We start from the raw sequence: 16,384 nt of genomic DNA, 5'->3' as shown, positions 1-16,384 counted from the left end.
CGGGACGGGGTCGTGACACCTCTAAACTGACCCCCGTGACCGAGAACGCTCAGCAGCAGCCACCAGCGCCCAGCACCGACCTGCCGACCCAGTACGCGCCGGCCGACGTAGAGGGGCCGCTGTACGAGCGCTGGGTAGAGCGGGGTTACTTCGAGGCGGACGCCAAGAGCGAGAAGTCGCCGTACACCATCGTCATCCCGCCGCCGAACGTCACGGGCTCGCTCCACTTGGGGCACGCCTTCGAGCACACGCTCATCGACGCCCTGACCCGCCGCAAGCGCATGCAGGGCTACGAGACGCTGTGGCAGCCCGGCATGGACCACGCCGGCATCGCCACGCAGAACGTCGTCGAGCGGGAGCTCGGCAAGGAAGGCAAGTCCCGGCACGACCTGGGCCGCGAGGCCTTCGTCGAGCGCGTCTGGCAGTGGAAGGGCGAGTCCGGCGGCCAGATCAGCGGTCAGATGCGGCGGTTGGGCGACGGCGTTGCCTGGTCGCGCGAGCGCTTCACGATGGACGAGGGCCTCTCCCAGGCCGTCCAGACCATCTTCAAGCGGCTCTACGACGACGAGCTCATCTACCGCGCCGAGCGCATCATCAACTGGTGCCCCCGCTGTCTGACGGCCATCTCGGACATCGAGGTCGAGTACCAGGACGACGACGGCGAGCTCGTCTCCATGAAGTACGGCGACGGGGACGACACCATCGTCGTCGCCACCACCCGTGCCGAGACGATGCTCGGTGACACGGCCGTCGCCGTCCACCCCGAGGACGAGCGCTACAAGCACCTGATCGGCAAGCTGGTCAAACTGCCGCTGACCGACCGCTCCATCCCGGTCGTCGCGGACGAGCACGTCGACCCCGAGTTCGGCACGGGCGCTGTCAAGGTGACGCCGGCGCACGACCCGAACGACTTCGAGATCGGCCAGCGCCACGACCTGCCGGCCATCACGATCATGGACGAGCACGCGGTGATCACCGCCCACGGCCCCTTCCAGGGCCTGGACCGGCTGGAGGCCCGCTCTGCGATCGTCGCGGCCCTGCGCGCCGAGGGCCGGATCGTCGCCGAGAAGCGGCCCTACGTCCACTCCGTCGGCCACTGCTCGCGCTGCAAGACCACCATCGAGCCGCGCCTGTCCATGCAGTGGTGGGTCAAGGTCGGCCCGCTGGCCAAGGCCGCCGGTGACGCGGTCCGCGACGGCAAGGTCAAGATCCATCCGCAGGAGATGGAGAAGCGCTACTTCGACTGGGTCGACAACCTCCACGACTGGTGCATCTCGCGCCAGCTGTGGTGGGGTCACCGCATCCCGGTCTGGTACGGCCCGAACGGCGAGGTCGTCTGTGTCGGCCCCGACGAGGAGCCGCCGAGCGGTGAGGGCTGGCGTCAGGACACCGACGTCCTCGACACCTGGTTCTCCTCCGGCCTGTGGCCGTTCTCCACGCTCGGCTGGCCCGAACAGACCGAGTCGCTCGCGAAGTTCTATCCGAACTCCGTCCTGGTCACCGGCTACGACATCCTCTTCTTCTGGGTCGCCCGGATGATGATGTTCGGCCTTTACGCGATGGACGGCACCCCGCCGTTCCACACCATCGCCCTGCACGGCATGGTCCGCGACCAGTTCGGCAAGAAGATGTCGAAGTCCTTCGGCAACGCGGTCAACCCGCTGGACTGGATGGACAAGTACGGCTCCGACGCCCTGCGCTTCACCCTCGCCCGCGGCGCCAACCCCGGCGTCGACGTCCCGATCGGTGAGGACTGGGTCCAGGGCTCGCGGAACTTCGCCAACAAGATCTGGAACGCGACGCGCTTCGCGATGATGAACGGCGCGACGATCGAGGGCCCGCTGCCGGACGCGTCGAAGATGTCCTCGACCGACCGCTGGATCCTGTCCCGCCTCAACTCGGTGGTCGCCGAGGTCGACGCGTTCTACGAGGACTACCAGTTCGCGAAGCTCTCCGACGCCCTGTTCCACTTCGCGTGGGACGAGGTCTTCGACTGGTACGTCGAGCTGTCCAAGACGACGTTCCAGGCGGGCGGCGAGGCGGCCGAGGTCTCCCAGCGCGTCCTCGGCGAGGTCCTCGACGTCACGCTGAAGCTGCTGCACCCGGTGGTCCCGTTCGTCACCGAGACCCTGTGGACCACCCTCACCGGCGGCGAGTCGGTCGTCATCGCCGACTGGCCGAAGGACAGTGGCTTCCGGGACGCCGACGCCGAGCGCGAGATCGAGTCCCTCCAGTCGGTCATCACCGAGGTCCGCCGCTTCCGCGCCGACCAGGGCCTCCAGCCCGGCCAGCGGGTCCCGGCCCGGCTGACCCTGGACGGCACGCGGTTCGCGCCCCACGAGGCGGCCATCCGCCAGCTGCTCCGGCTCCAGCCGGAGGGCGACGCCTTCACGGCCACGGCAACCCTCCCGGTCGCCGGCGCGGAGGTCGCCCTCGACCTCTCCGGCACGATCGACGTGGCGGCCGAGCGCAAGCGCCTGGCCAAGGACCTCGCCGCGGCCGAGAAGGAGAAGGCCCAGGCGAACGCCAAGCTCGGCAACGAGGCGTTCCTGGCGAAGGCCCCCGACCACGTCGTGGACAAGATCCGCACCCGCCTCGCCAAGGCGGAGGAGGACATCGCCCGCATCCAGGCCCAGCTGGAGAGGCTGCCGCAGGCGTAAGCGTTCGTACGGTCGTGCGGGCCCCGGTGCTGGTCAGCGCCGGGGCCCGCACGCACTTCAGGGGCGCGGGGCTGTATCGATGTGCGGCTCCGCCGCGTGGGCGCGACAAGCCCCCACAAACCCGCAGACAAGGCACGACACAAACCACCCCCCACCGATGTCACCCCCGCTCCGTAGACTGGCCCCGTGAGCGAGCTCCCTCCAGACCACGACGCCGACGACCAGCCCGACCCCCTCAACGCCTTCGACGAGATCATCGCGGAGGAGACCACCCGCGACCCCGACCTCGCGGTCATCGAGGCCGGCAGCCGAACCCTGCGCACCCAGGGCGGCCCGCCCGACGCCGACGTCCCTGCGCGCCCCGCCGACCCCGAGGTCGACAAGGCCCTGCGCGAGGTCGAGACCGAGCTCGCCACCCGCTGGGGCGAGACGAAGCTGGAGCCCTCCGTCAGCCGTATCGCCGCGCTGATGGACGTGCTGGGCGAGCCGCAGCGGTCGTACCCGTCGATCCACATCACGGGCACCAACGGCAAGACGTCCACGGCCCGCATGATCGAGGCCCTGCTCGGCGCCTTCGAGCTGCGCACCGGCCGCTACACCTCGCCGCACGTGCAGTCGATCACCGAGCGCATCAGCCTCGACGGCGCCCCCATCGCGCCCGAGCGGTTCATCGAGACGTACCAGGACATCAAGCCGTACGTGGAGATGGTCGACGCGCAGCAGGAGTACCGGCTGTCGTTCTTCGAGGTGCTCACCGGCATGGCGTACGCGGCGTTCGCCGACGCCCCTGCCGACGTGGCCGTCGTCGAGGTCGGCATGGGCGGCTCCTGGGACGCGACGAACGTGATCGACGGGGACGTCGCCGTCGTCACGCCCATAGACCTCGACCACACCGACCGGCTGGGCAGCACGCACGCCGAGATCGCCACGGAGAAGGCCGGCATCATCAAGCAGGGTGCGACGGTCATCATGGCCCAGCAGCCGGTCGACGCGGCGCAGGTGCTGCTGAAGAAGGCCGTCGAGGTAGACGCGACGGTGGCCCGGGAGGGCCTGGAGTTCGGTGTCGTCGAGCGGCAGGTGGCCGTCGGCGGGCAGCTGGTGACGCTGCGCGGGCTCGGCGGCGAGTACCCCGAGGTGTACCTGCCGTTGCACGGCGCGCACCAGGCGCACAACGCGGCCGTCGCGCTCGCCGCCGTCGAGGCGTTCTTCGGCGTCGGCGCGCAGCGGGCCGACGCGCTCGATCTGGACACGGTCCGCAAGGCCTTCGCGGCCGTCGCCTCGCCGGGGCGTCTGGAGGTCGTGCGCCGGTCGCCGACGGTCGTGCTGGACGCCGCCCACAACCCGGCCGGTGCCCGGGCGGCAGCCGAGGCGATCGGGGAGGCGTTCCAGTTCAGCCGTCTCATCGGCGTGGTCGGTGCGAGCGGCGACAAGAACGTCCGGGGGCTGCTGGAGGCCTTCGAGCCGGTGTTCGCCGAGGTCGTCGTCACGCAGAACTCCAGCCACCGCGCGATGGACGCCGACGAGCTGGCCGGGATCGCCGTGGAGGTGTTCGGCGAGGAGCGCGTCCAGGTCGAGCCGCGGCTGCCCGACGCGCTGGAGGCGGCCATCACGCTGGCCGAGGAGGAGGGCGAGTTCTCCGGCGGCGGTGTGCTCGTCACCGGTTCCGTCATCACCGTCGGCGAGGCCCGACTGCTCCTGGGGAAGGGCTGAGTTCCGTGCGCACGCTCTGTTCTTCGACGCTGATCGGCGAGTTCTTCGTCATCGGGTTCGCCGGTCTGGTCGCCATGAAGGATCCCGACCTGTCCATGACGACGGTGTGGACGGTCAGCGGCACCGCGATGTTCCTGTGTCTGGTGCTGTGCGGCCTGGTGACGCGCCCGGGCGGGGTGGCCCTCGGCTGGGCGCTGCAGATCGCGCTCATCGCGTCGGGGTTCATCGTGCCGACCATGTACTTCCTGGGGGCGATCTTCGCGGCCCTGTGGTGGGCGTCGGTGCACTACGGCCGGAAGGTGGACGAGGCGAAGGCGAGATTCGCGGACCAGGCGGGTTCCTCCACACCTGACGCTGCGTGACGCTCGCCCCGACACGCCGGGTAACCTCGTCCCACCGCTAAACCTTCACGCACAAGGAGCCCGTAGTGAGCCAGCGCACCCTCGTCCTCCTCAAGCCCGACGCCGTCCGTCGAGGCCTGACCGGCGAGATCATCAGCCGCATCGAGCGCAAGGCGGGCTGGACGATCACCGCGCTGGAGCTGCGCACCCTGGACCAGGACACCCTGGAGCAGCACTACGGCGAGCACAAGGGCAAGCCCTTCTACGAGCCGCTGGTGGACTTCATGGCCTCCGGTCCGGTCGTGGCGCTGATCGTCGAGGGTGAGCGGGTCATCGAGGGCGTGCGCGCGCTCGCCGGCCCGACCGACCCGATCGCCGCCGCCCCCGGCTCCATCCGCGGCGACTACGGCGTCATCGTCCGGGAGAACCTGATCCACGCCTCCGACTCCGAGGAGTCCGCGGAGCGAGAAGTGAAGATCTTCTTCCCGGGTCGCGCCTAAAGCGCGAAGGGCGGGCAAAGTCCGGGAGCGCCGCTCCCGGACTTTCCTGGCATATACGTGCCGATCGAGGGAACGATCGCCCCCGAACGCCCGTCTCCACAAGCGAACCCGCACGGCATCTGCTGACAATGGCGGAGACCCTCCCGCAGTGTTCGCGAAGGCGCGTCTACGATGGAAGCCTTCACGTCACAGCACCCACCTTTGCCTACCTGAAAAGCCCTCAAAAGCCAGTGGGAAGGCCAGACGAATCCTGATGGGGAACTCAATGTCGTTCATCGGCCGTGACATGGCTGTCGACCTCGGGACCGCCAACACGCTGGTGTACGTCAGGGGTCGCGGGATCGTACTCAACGAGCCGTCCGTCGTCGCGATCAACACCAACACCGGTGGCATCCTCGCGGTCGGTGCCGAAGCGAAGAAGATGATCGGGCGCACGCCCGGCAACATCGTTGCCGTGCGTCCGCTGAAGGACGGCGTGATCGCCGACTTCGAGATCACCGAGCGGATGCTCCGCTACTTCATCCTGAAGATCCACAAGCGGCGGTATCTGGCTCGTCCGCGGGTCGTCGTCTGTGTGCCCTCGGGCATCACGGGCGTCGAGCGCCGCGCCGTCATCGAGGCGTCGTCCCAGGCCGGCGCCCGTCAGGTGCACATCATCGAGGAGCCCATGGCCGCGGCCATCGGCTCCGGCCTGCCGGTCCACGAGGCCACGGGCAACATGGTGGTCGACATCGGCGGCGGCACCACGGAGGTCGCGGTCATCTCCCTCGGCGGCATCGTCACCGCCCAGTCCATCCGTGTCGCGGGCGACGAACTGGACAACGCGATCATCCAGCACATCAAGAAGGAGTACTCCCTCCTGCTGGGTGAGCGCACGGCCGAGCAGATCAAGATCACGATCGGTTCGGCGTACGACCTCGACTCCGACGAGCACACCGAAATCCGCGGCCGGGACCTCGTCTCCGGACTGCCGAAGACCGTGGTCATCTCCGCCGCCGAAGTCCGCAAGGCGATCGAGGAGCCGGTCAACGCGATCGTCGACGCCGTCAAGACGACCCTCGACAAGTGTCCGCCGGAGCTGTCCGGCGACATCATGGACCGGGGAATCGTTCTGACCGGCGGCGGGGCGCTGCTGCGGGGTCTCGACGAGCGGCTGCGCCGGGAGACCGGCATGCCGATCCACATCGCCGAGGACCCGTTGGACAGCGTGGCGCTCGGATCCGGAAAGTGCGTCGAGGAGTTCGAGGCGCTCCAGCAGGTGCTGGACGCCCAGCCACGCAGATGACGTAACTCTTCGATTCCGCCGTACGGGACGATCTCCTCTCGTACGGCGGATCGTTGATATAGAGGCATAAGCTCCCACAAAGCAGCCCCTCGGGTTTCCCTGGGGCTTCCCGAATTCCTATGAGGAAGGGCACGGCCGCCGCACGTGAGGGACACACGAGAGAGCCGGCTGCTCCTGGTGCTGCTGATCGCCATCGCGTTCGCGTTGATCACGGTGGACATCCGCGGTGGGGAGGACTCGCCCGTCGACGGTGCCCGGCAGGGCGCGGCAACGGTCTTCGGCCCGATCGAGAGCGGCGTCTCGGCCGCGGTCGACCCGGTCGGCAACGCGGTCTCCGCCATCCGCGACTCCGGTGAACGGCACGACCGGCTCGCCACGCTGGAGAAGGAGAACGCGGCCCTGAAGGCGCGCCTCGGCAGCGACGACCGCAGCCGCAGCCGCCTCAAGCAGCTCGACAAGATGTTGAAGATCGCCGGCCAGGGCCAGTACGGCATCAAGGGCGCCGAGGTCATCGCCATCGGAGCCGCGCAGGGCTTCTCCTGGACCATCACCGTCGACGTCGGCGCCAAGGACGGCATCAAGCGCGACATGACCGTCCTGAACGGGGACGGGCTCGTCGGCCGGGTCACCACCGTCGGCCCCAACACCGCCACGGTCCTGCTGGCCAGCGACCCCGACTTCACGGTCGGCACCCGTATGGAGTCCGGCGACGAACTCGGTTTCGCCTCCGGGCAGGGCGACCGCCCGCTGCGCGTCGAACTCCTCAACGGCAAGGCCGAGGTGAAGAAGGGCGACCGCCTGGTCACCTTCGGCTCGCAGGCCGACCGGCCGTTCGTGCCCGGCGTGCCCGTCGGCGTGGTCTCCCGCGTGGACCCCTCCGGCGGCGGCCTGACCCGCACGCTGTACGTCACGCCGTACGCCGCCTTCACCAAGCTCGACATCGTCGGTGTCGTCGTCGAGGCCCCGAAGAAGGACCCGCGTGACACGGTCCTCCCGCCCAAGCCCAAGCCCACCCCGAGGCCGACGGTGACGGTGACCGTGACGCCGTCCCCCGAGGCGCCCGTGGACGGCCAGAACCAGCAAGAGCAGTAGGAGCTGTCACCCCATGCGCGTCAACCGGATCCTGCTCTCCTCCGCCCTGGTCGTCGTCGCCCTGGTGATCCAGGTCAGCGTCCTCGCCCGCCTGCATCTGCCCGGCGCCGTGCCCGATCTGCTGCTGCTCACCGTCCTCGGCCTCGCGCTGGTGTACGGGCACGTGGGCGGCGCCCTCGTCGGCTTCGGCGCGGGCCTGCTCGCCGACCTGGCCCCGCCCGCCGACCACGCCGCCGGGCGCTACGCCCTGGTGCTGTGCGTCATCGGCTACCTCGCGGGCCTGGTGAAACCGGAGACGGGCCAGCTGAAGTCCGCGACCGGCCCCATGGCCGTGGTGGTCGCCGCCGCGGTCGGCTCCACCCTGCTGTACGCGGGGGTCGGCGCCCTCGTCGGGGACACCGCCGCCCGCCATGTGGGCCTCGGCAGCCTGCTGTTCACGGCCGCCCTGTACGACCTGCTGCTCGCCCCCTTCGTCGTGCCGGGGATCATGGCCCTGGCCCGGCGCGCCGAGAACGATCCGCTCGCCGAGTCGACCTCGGCCAAGGCCACCGACATCTCCACCGGCTGGCTCTCCGGCGGCACCGGACTGAAGATCGGCAGTCAGCGCAACGGGCTGCGCGTGAAGGCCGCCCGGGCGCGGATGGCACGCGCCGGGCGCATCAAGGGGGTCAAGCGGCTGTGAACGCAGGGAAGTTCACCCGAACGGGTCGGTCCGGTAGGAACGCCGGCTCGTGGGCCGGGCGTTCATCACTCGACACCGCACACACGTGCCCCGGCAGACCGCCGGCTCCGCACACCCGTACGCGCACCGAGAGGGGGAGGCAGCCGCAGTGACCAACATTCCCGAGACCGGACGGAACCCACGGGTCCAGATCCGGCTCGTCGTCATCCAGGTCCTCGTCCTCTCCCTCCTGCTCACCCTCGGCGGGCGCCTGTGGTACCTCCAGATCCGCGAGGGCGCCGCCTACGCCAAGGAGGCCTCCGGCAACCACGTCCAGCAGGTCGTCGAGCCGGCCGTCCGGGGCTCGATCCTGGACGCCCGGGGCGTGGCCCTCGCGGACAACGAGACGCGGCTGGTGGTCTCCGCCTCGCGCACCGACCTGCTGAAGATGAAGGACGACGGCAAGGAAGTCCTCACCAAGCTCGCCAAGGTCCTGGGCATGACGCCCAAGGAGGTCCAGGAGAAGGTCCGGCTGTGCGACGCCAAGACGCCGCAGCCCTGCTGGAACGGCTCGCCCTACCAGCCCATCCCCATCACCGACGAGGCCACCCCCAAGCAGGCCCTCCAGATCCGCGAGCGCGCCGAGGACTTCCCCGGCATCACCGCCGAGCCGGAGGCCGTGCGCCGCTACCCGAGCCCCGGCAAGGCCAACACCGCCCAGGTCCTCGGCTACCTCTCGCCGGTCACCGACGAGGAGATCAAGAAGGCGCAGAACACCAACTCGCCGTATCTCCGCTCCGACCAGGTCGGCCGCTCCGGCCTGGAGCGCCAGTACGACAAGGCACTGCGCGGCAAGGCCGGCGTCACCCGCTACGAGGTCGACAACCTCGGCCGGGTCATCGGCCAGGCCGAGGCCGACCCGGCCCACCCCGGCGACAACCTCGTCACCAGCATCGACTCCCGGGTCCAGCGGATCGCCGAGTACCAGCTGAACGAGGCGATGAAGGAAGCCCGCAAGCAGCACGACCGGAACACCGGCACCAACTACAAGGCCGACTCCGGCGCCGTGGTGGTGATGGAGGCCAAGACCGGCCGCGTCGTCGCCATGGCCTCGAACCCCACCTACGACCCGAACGCCTGGGTGGGCGGCATCTCCGCCAAGGACTACACACGCCTGACCGGCAAGAGCTCGAACTACCCTCTGCTCAACCGCGCCATCCAGGGCCAGTCGGCGCCCGGCTCCATCTTCAAGGTCATCCCGACGGCCGCCGCGGTCAACGCCGGGTACTCCTTCAACGGCCCCTACAACTGCTCCAGCTCGTACTCCATCGGTGGCCAGGTCTTCAAGAACTTCGAGTCCCAGAGCCACGGCGCCATCAGCCTAGGCCGCGCCCTGGAGGTGTCCTGCGACACCGTCTTCTACGCCCTTTCCCACGAGGAGTGGAAGCGCGACGGCGGCACCAAGCCGAAGAAGAACGCCAACGACTGGTTCTACAAGACCGCCCACCAGTTCGGCCTCGGCAAGGAGACCGGCATCGACCTGCCCAACGAGGTCACCGGCCGCGTCCCCGACCGCAAGTGGAAGCTGGACTACTGGAAGGCCAACAAGGACGTCTGGTGCCGCACCGGCAAGCGCAACGGCAGCTACGCCGAGAAGATCGCCTACGAGAACTGCCTCGAAGGCAACCGCCTGCGCGCCGGTGACTCCGTCAACTACTCCATCGGCCAGGGCGACACCCTCGTCACGCCCATCCAGATGGCCACCATCTACTCGGCCATCTCCAACGGCGGCACCCTCTACAACCCCTCCGTGGGCAAGGCCGTCATCAGCGCCGACGGCAAGACCGTCACGCCGATCAAGCCCGAGTCGCACGGCAAGCTGCCGATGACGCAGAAGACGCGCGACGAGATAGACGAAGCCCTCGCGGGAGTCGCCACCCGCGGTACGGCCGCCTGGAGGTTCGGCGGCTGGCCGCAGGACAAGATCCCGATGCACGCCAAGACGGGTACGGCGGAGGTCTACGGCAAGCAGACGACCTCCTGGTTCGCCACGTACACCAAGGACTACTCGATCGTCATGACGATCTCCCAGGGTGGTACGGGTTCCGGCGCCTCGGGCCCCGCCGTCCGCAACATCTACAACGCGCTGTACGGCGTCTCCGAGGACGGCGACATCGACTCCAAGAAGGCCCTGCTGCCCGCCCCGCAGAAGGCCCTGCCCAAGGTCAAGACGGACGGCACCATCGCCTCCCCGAAGGTCTCCAAGGACCCGGCCAAGGACCAGCAGGCCAAGAAGAAGGACCCGAACGCCCCGGACCCGCTCCAGCCGGCCACGGCCGCCCCGCCGACGCCGGAGAACCGTGACACCCGAAGGCGCCGCCGCCGGGGAAGCCGGAGGTGCCTCGCATGACCGGCGGTGTGAACAGCTTCCAGGTCTCCGGCTACGGGCCCGAGCGCTCCGGCTGGACGCGGCTGCTGGCCCGCGACTCTGTGGTGCGGCGGCTCGACTGGCCGATCCTGCTGTCGGCGACGGTCCTGTCGCTGCTCGGCACGCTCCTCGTCTACTCGGCCACCCGCAACCGCACGGAACTCAACCAGGGCGACCCGTACTACTTCCTCGTCCGGCACCTCCTGAACACCGGTATCGGCCTCGCGCTGATGGCCGGCACGGTCTGGCTCGGCCACCGCGCCCTGCGCACGGCCGTGCCCGTCCTCTACGGCTTCTCCGTGCTGCTGATCCTGCTGGTGCTGACCCCGCTCGGGTCCACGATCAACGGCGCCCACTCCTGGATCAAGCTGCCCGGCGGCTTCTCGCTCCAGCCCTCGGAGTTCGTCAAGGTCACGATCATCCTGGGCATGGCGATGCTGCTGGCGGCCCGGGTCGACGCGGGCGACAAGCAGTACCCCGACCACCGCACGGTCGTGCAGGCCCTCGGTCTGGCCGCCGTCCCCATGCTGATCGTCATGCTGATGCCCGACCTCGGGTCGGTCATGGTGATGGTCATCATCGTGCTCGGCGTGCTGCTGGCCTCCGGGGCGTCCAACCGCTGGGTGTTCGGCCTGCTCGGCGCCGGCACCCTCGGCGCGGTCACCGTCTGGCAGCTCGGGGTGCTCGACGACTACCAGATCGCCCGCTTCGCCGCCTTCGCCAACCCCGCACTCGACCCGGCCGGTGTCGGCTACAACACCAACCAGGCCCGCATCGCCATCGGTTCGGGAGGCCTGACCGGCTCCGGCCTCTTCCACGGCTCGCAGACCACCGGCCAGTTCGTCCCCGAACAGCAGACGGACTTCGTCTTCACCGTGGCAGGTGAGGAGCTGGGCTTCCTCGGCGGCGGCCTGATCATCCTGCTGCTCGGCATTGTCCTGTGGCGGGCCTGCCGCATCGCCCGGGAGACCACGGACCTCTACGGCACCATCGTGGCCGCCGGCATCGTCGCCTGGTTCGCCTTCCAGACGTTCGAGAACGTCGGCATGACGCTCGGCATCATGCCGGTCACCGGCCTGCCCCTGCCGTTCGTGTCCTACGGCGGATCATCGATGTTCGCCGTGTGGATAGCGGTCGGGCTGCTCCAGTCGATCCGGGTGCAACGACCGATGTCGGCCTGACGCCGCGCGGGGTGGCCCTCTGCCGCCCCGCGCCCCGGCCGACTAGATTCGCTGCATGGCGGACAGCAAGCGCGAGATCGAGCGGAAGTACGAGTCGGCGGATGCCGGACTGCCCGACCTGACCGGAGTCACCGGGGTCGCGGCCGTCGTCGACAAGGGTGTGGCCCACCTCGACGCCACCTACTACGACACCGGTGACGAACGCCTCGCGGCGTCGTCCGTCACCCTGCGCCGCCGCACCGGCGGTTCCGACGCCGGCTGGCATCTGAAGTTCCCGGTCGCCCCGGGCGTCCGCGACGAGATCCACGCCCCGCTCTCCGACACCCTCCCCGACGACCTCGCCGCGCTGGTCCGTTCCCGGGTCCGCGACGGCGAGCTGCTGCCGGTGGTCCGGCTGCGCTCCGACCGCGACGTACGCCATCTGCTCGACGCGGACCGCCGGCTGCTCGCCGAGGTGAGCGTGGACACCGTGCACGCCGAGCGGCTCACCGGGCGCGGCGGACAGGCGCGGTGGACCGAGATCGAGGTGGAGCTCGCCGACGGGGGAGACCCGGCCCTCCTCGACAAGGTGGAGAAGCGGCTGCGCAAGGCGGGCGTACGGCCCTCGGCGTCGTCGTCGAAGCTGGCCCGCGCCCTGGAGGAGACGGCACCGGGCAAGCGGCGCGGGACCCCGCCAGCCCGGGAACCGGTGACCGCCGCGGACCACGTGCTCGCCTACGTGCGCACCCAGCGGGACGCCATCGTCGAGCTCGACCCCGCCGTGCGCCGGGACGCCGAGGACTCCGTGCACAGCATGCGCGTGGCGACCCGCCGGCTGCGCAGCACCTTCAAATCGTTCGGCAAGATCCTCGACCGGACCGTCACCGACCCCGTCGGCGACGAGCTGAAGTGGCTCGCCGGCGAGCTGGGCCTGGACCGGGACCGCGAGGTGCTGACCGACCGGCTGACCGCGGCCCTCGACGAGGTGCCCGACAGTCTGGTCCGCGGCCCGGTCGCGGAACGCCTGCACTCCTGGTCCAGCGCCGAGCACCGAGGGGCCCGCGGCCACCTCCTCGGCGTCCTGGACTCCCGCCGCTACCTGACCCTCCTCGACACCCTGGACGCGCTGATCGCCGACCCACCGCTGCTGAAGGCGGCCGGCAAGGCGCCCCGCAAGCCGATCGCCAAGGCCGTACGGAAGGACTTCCGCAAGGTGTCCGGGCTGATCCGGCGGGCGGCGGACCTGGAGCCCGGCACCGACCGGGACGTCGCGCTGCACGAGGCCCGCAAGAAGACCAAGCGCACCCGCTACGCCGCGGAGGCGGCCGAGCCCGTCCTCGGCAAGCGGGCCAAGACCATGGTCAAGTCCATGAAGGCGCTGCAGAACCTGCTCGGCGAACACCAGGACAGCGTGATGGCCCGCCAGACCCTGCGCGAGCTGTCGGCGGTCGCCCACGCCGCGGGGGAGAGCGCCTTCACCTACGGCCTGCTCCACGAGCGCGAGGAGCAGCGGGCGGTCCGCGTGGAGGCCGAACTGCCCGGGGTCTGGGACGGGATCAAGGACGGTGCGACGGACCTCTGACCTTCCGGCGTACGGAGGCGCCCCGCGATCGCGTTAGTCTGGATGGTCACCCCTGTCAGTTCAGTCCAGCTCACGAAGGTGCGCGACATGCCTGCCGAAGTCGCTGCGTCGGTCTTCCCGCAGCTCGAAGCTCTGCTCCCGCATGTGCAGAAGCCGATTCAGTACGTCGGCGGAGAGCTCAACTCCACGGTCAAGGACTGGGACTCCTGTGACGTCCGCTGGGCGCTCATGTACCCGGACGCCTACGAGGTCGGTCTGCCCAACCAGGGCGTCATGATCCTCTACGAGGTGCTCAACGAGCAGCAGGGCGTCCTCGCCGAGCGCACGTACAGCGTGTGGCCGGACCTGGAGGAGCTCATGCGGGAGCACCACGTCCCGCAGTTCACGGTGGACAGCCACCGGCCGGTGAAGGCCTTCGACGTATTCGGCCTGTCCTTCTCCACGGAGCTGGGCTACACGAACATGCTGGCCGCCCTCGACCTGGCCGGCATCCCGCTGGAGTCCAAGGACCGGACCGTCGACGACCCGATCGTCCTGGCCGGCGGCCACGCGGCGTTCAACCCCGAGCCGATCGCCGACTTCATCGACTGCGCCGTGATCGGCGACGGCGAGCAGGCGGTCCTGGAGATCACCGCGATCGTCCGCGCGTGGAAGGCCGAAGGCCGCCCGGGCGGCCGCGAAGAGCTCCTCTTCCGTCTGGCGAAGACGGGCGGCGTGTACGTCCCCGGCTTCTACGACGTCGAGTACCTGCCGGACGGCCGTATCGCCCGCGTCGTGCCGAAGCGCAGCGGGGTTCCGTGGCGCGTGTCCAAGCACACCGTCATGGACCTCGACGAGTGGCCCTACCCCAAGCAGCCCCTGGTCCCGCTGGCCGAGACGGTCCACGAGCGCATGTCGGTGGAGATCTTCCGCGGCTGCACCCGCGGCTGCCGCTTCTGCCAGGCCGGCATGATCACCCGCCCGGTGCGCGAGCGCTCCATCACCGGCATCGGCGACATGGTCGAGCAGGGCCTGAAGGCCACCGGCTTCGAGGAGGTCGGCCTGCTGTCCCTCTCCTCCGCCGACCACACGGAGATCGGCGACATCGCCAAGGGCCTCGCCGACCGCTACGAGGACGACAAGATCGGCCTGTCGCTCCCCTCCACCCGCGTGGACGCCTTCAACATCGACCTCGCGAACGAGCTGACGCGCAACGGCCGCCGCTCGGGCCTGACCTTCGCCCCCGAGGGCGGCTCGGAACGCATCCGCAAGGTCATCAACAAGATGGTTTCCGAGGACGACCTGATCCGCACGGTCGCCACCGCCTACGGCAACGGCTGGCGCCAGGTGAAGCTGTACTTCATGTGCGGCCTGCCGACGGAGACCGACGACGACGTCCTGCAGATCGCCGACATGGCGACGAAGGTCATCGCCAAGGGCCGCGAGGTCTCCCGCTCCAACGACATCCGCTGCACGGTCTCGATCGGCGGCTTCGTCCCCAAGCCGCACACGCCCTTCCAGTGGGCCCCGCAGCTCTCCGCCGACGAGACGGACGCCCGGCTGCAGAAGCTGCGGGACAAGATCCGCGGCGACAAGAAGTACGGCCGCTCGATCGGCTTCCGCTACCACGACGGCAAGCCCGGCATCGTCGAGGGCCTGCTCTCCCGGGGCGACCGCCGCATCGGCGCGGTCATCCGCGCGGTCTACGACGACGGCGGCCGCTTCGACGGCTGGCGCGAGCACTTCTCGTACGACCGCTGGATGGCCTGCGCCGACAAGGCGCTGGCCCCCTTCGGCGTCGACGTCGACTGGTACACCACCCGCGAGCGCACCTACGAGGAGGTCCTCCCCTGGGACCACCTCGACTCCGGCCTGGACAAGGACTGGCTCTGGGAGGACTGGCAGGACGCCCTCGACGAGACCGAGGTCGACGACTGCCGCTGGACGCCGTGCTTCGACTGCGGGGTGTGCCCGCAGATGGACACGAGCATCCAGATCGGCCCGACGGGCAAGAAGCTGCTGCCCCTGACGGTCAAGAACGCGGCGCCGGCGCCCAGCGGGCACTCGCACTGAGGTGAGCGACGCGTTGCGGCGCACCGTCGACGCCTTGTCGGACATCGGCTAGGACGACAGGACGGCGGTGCTGAGGGCGGTCGGCTCTGAGGGCAGGCGGCAGGGGCTCGCTCGGGACACCTCGAGAACGCCTCTGCCGCTTACTGGAGGCTCTTCCGGGATTCAGTCCGAGGTGGAGTGGGTCTGAGCGCCACTACTCCTTGGAGGGCTGGACGCGACGGCTGTCGCCTGAGTGGCTGCTCTCCGTTCGCGGGGTGGCTCACAGCTTCCTAGCGTGGCGGTATCCGCTACGGAGGAGGCGACATGGCAGCGAGTGAGCCGCCTGCTAGCGGGCCTCGGTGGGGAGGTCCGGGCGATGGTTCTCCCCCTTCCGGGCATTGGACATCTCCGCCTGAGCCGCCGCAGAAGAAGCAGCGGAGGCGTGGCTGTCTTTGGGGGTGTGTGGGCGCCTTGGCGGCAGTGATCGTCATCCTCATTGTCGTGCTGGTGGTCGCGCTGGGCGATGACGATGAGAGCACGACTCCTGCGTCCACACGGACCCCCACCACGAAGACGGCGCAGGAGCAGACGCGGGCACCCCAGGGTGAACGGGCCGACCTCACCAGTTTCGAGCTGGACGACCGCTCAGAAGCCGGTATCACCAATATCTGGCTCGTTTGGACGATCAAGAACAGCAGCAGCGAGAAGTCCAACTATTCATGGGAGTGGGAGGCGGTCGACGCCGACGGCACTCGCGTGGCGAACGGCTCGCAAGTGGAGACCGACGTGCAACCTGGCCAGACCGCCGAGGGTGAGTTCCCCACGACGCTCAAGACCGTGGAGGGCATCAAACTCAACATCACCAGCTTCAACCGCACTGTCAGCTACTGAGCAGGTCGTTGAGCCCGTCGAAGACCCGTGCCAGTCGGAGGAC

General features: G+C 69.5%; 12 protein-coding genes. All 12 read left to right on the top strand.

The features are described from left to right. Positions 1 to 35 precede the first annotated feature (35 nt). The 12 genes from OO68_RS02610 to OO68_RS02555 all read left to right on the top strand — a co-directional run bounded on the left by OO68_RS02610 (position 36) and on the right by OO68_RS02555 (position 16,341). A complete protein-coding gene (locus OO68_RS02610; protein ID WP_033306399.1) occupies positions 36 to 2,660 on the top strand; it encodes a valine--tRNA ligase in 2,625 nt (874 codons plus the stop codon). A gap of 186 nt (positions 2,661 to 2,846) precedes the next feature. Beyond that, positions 2,847 to 4,370: a bifunctional tetrahydrofolate synthase/dihydrofolate synthase gene (gene folC / locus OO68_RS02605; RefSeq protein ID WP_033306398.1), complete on the top strand. Its 1,524-nt coding sequence runs from the start codon at positions 2,847 to 2,849 to the stop codon at positions 4,368 to 4,370. 5 nt (positions 4,371 to 4,375) lie between these two features. Continuing rightward, entirely contained in the window at positions 4,376 to 4,732 is a 357-nt protein-coding gene (locus OO68_RS02600) for a DUF4233 domain-containing protein (protein ID WP_033306397.1), read from the top strand. A gap of 65 nt (positions 4,733 to 4,797) precedes the next feature. Beyond that, positions 4,798 to 5,211: a nucleoside-diphosphate kinase gene (gene ndk, locus OO68_RS02595; RefSeq protein WP_030836243.1), complete on the top strand. Its 414-nt coding sequence runs from the start codon at positions 4,798 to 4,800 to the stop codon at positions 5,209 to 5,211. 265 nt (positions 5,212 to 5,476) lie between these two features. Next, positions 5,477 to 6,496 carry a rod shape-determining protein gene (locus OO68_RS02590; protein WP_004001297.1) on the top strand — a complete coding sequence of 340 codons (1,020 nt, stop codon included), beginning with the start codon at positions 5,477 to 5,479 and terminating at the stop codon, positions 6,494 to 6,496. 144 nt (positions 6,497 to 6,640) lie between these two features. Next, positions 6,641 to 7,588, top strand: coding sequence for a rod shape-determining protein MreC (mreC, locus tag OO68_RS02585; RefSeq protein ID WP_033306396.1), 948 nt, complete (start codon positions 6,641 to 6,643; stop codon positions 7,586 to 7,588). Positions 7,589 to 7,601: 13 nt separating this feature from the next. Further along, complete coding sequence (gene mreD / locus OO68_RS02580; protein WP_033306395.1) at positions 7,602 to 8,270, top strand: rod shape-determining protein MreD; 669 nt, start codon at positions 7,602 to 7,604, stop codon at positions 8,268 to 8,270. A 148-nt stretch (positions 8,271 to 8,418) separates the two neighbouring features. After that, a complete protein-coding gene (gene mrdA, locus OO68_RS02575; protein WP_033306394.1) occupies positions 8,419 to 10,659 on the top strand; it encodes a penicillin-binding protein 2 in 2,241 nt (746 codons plus the stop codon). Continuing rightward, on the top strand, positions 10,656 to 11,858 hold the full coding sequence (rodA, locus tag OO68_RS02570; protein WP_033306393.1) for a rod shape-determining protein RodA: 1,203 nt from the start codon (positions 10,656 to 10,658) through the stop codon (positions 11,856 to 11,858). Before mrdA ends, rodA begins: the two co-directional genes overlap by 4 nt. A 55-nt stretch (positions 11,859 to 11,913) precedes the next feature. Next, positions 11,914 to 13,419 (top strand): CYTH and CHAD domain-containing protein, encoded by a 1,506-nt coding sequence (locus tag OO68_RS02565; protein ID WP_033306392.1) that lies wholly within the window; start codon positions 11,914 to 11,916, stop codon positions 13,417 to 13,419. An 87-nt stretch (positions 13,420 to 13,506) separates the two neighbouring features. Next, the gene (locus tag OO68_RS02560) at positions 13,507 to 15,471 is read left to right on the top strand and encodes a TIGR03960 family B12-binding radical SAM protein (protein ID WP_033306484.1); all 1,965 of its coding nucleotides are present in this window, start codon (positions 13,507 to 13,509) and stop codon (positions 15,469 to 15,471) included. Positions 15,472 to 15,930: 459 nt separating this feature from the next. Continuing rightward, on the top strand, positions 15,931 to 16,341 hold the full coding sequence (locus tag OO68_RS02555; protein ID WP_033306483.1) for a hypothetical protein: 411 nt from the start codon (positions 15,931 to 15,933) through the stop codon (positions 16,339 to 16,341). Positions 16,342 to 16,384 lie beyond the last annotated feature (43 nt).

This window comes from Streptomyces iakyrus (assembly GCF_000717055.1).
Lineage (GTDB): Bacteria > Actinomycetota > Actinomycetes > Streptomycetales > Streptomycetaceae > Streptomyces > Streptomyces iakyrus.
This window is presented reverse-complemented; position numbering and strand designations above follow the sequence as displayed.